This window comes from Mesorhizobium sp. M2E.F.Ca.ET.209.01.1.1 (genome assembly GCF_004010375.2).
Lineage (GTDB): Bacteria > Pseudomonadota > Alphaproteobacteria > Rhizobiales > Rhizobiaceae > Mesorhizobium.
Genome location: NZ_SADP02000906.1, coordinates 1 through 310, shown reverse-complemented (window position 1 = coordinate 310; position 310 = coordinate 1). Strand labels below are relative to the sequence as shown.

General features: G+C 64.8%; 1 pseudogene. It reads right to left on the bottom strand.

The window, feature by feature from the left end:
• Positions 1 to 310: pseudogene (locus EN852_RS38425) on the bottom strand (amino acid permease); the annotation flags it as partial.

Below are 310 nucleotides of genomic sequence, written 5' to 3'. Positions count from 1 at the left end.
CCGAGAGGTCGGCCCCGGCCATGCCGAGATCGGCCAGCATGTGCTCCGGGAACTTGCCGCCGTCCTGGATGTAGTGGCGGAAGCAGAACACCGGGATGATCAGCGCCGCGGTGATCAGGCCGGCCCACAGCGCCATCGGGTTCCACACCTTGGCGCCGGCGCCCATGAAGATGGCGTTGACATAGGCGAAGATGGCCCCGATGCCGAGCAGCCAGGACGGCGCACGCCAAGGCCGGTTGATGTGACCGTTGTCGATGCGATGGATCCAGCCGGCGTTGAGGTTGAGGAAGTTGAAGATGATGTAGCCGCA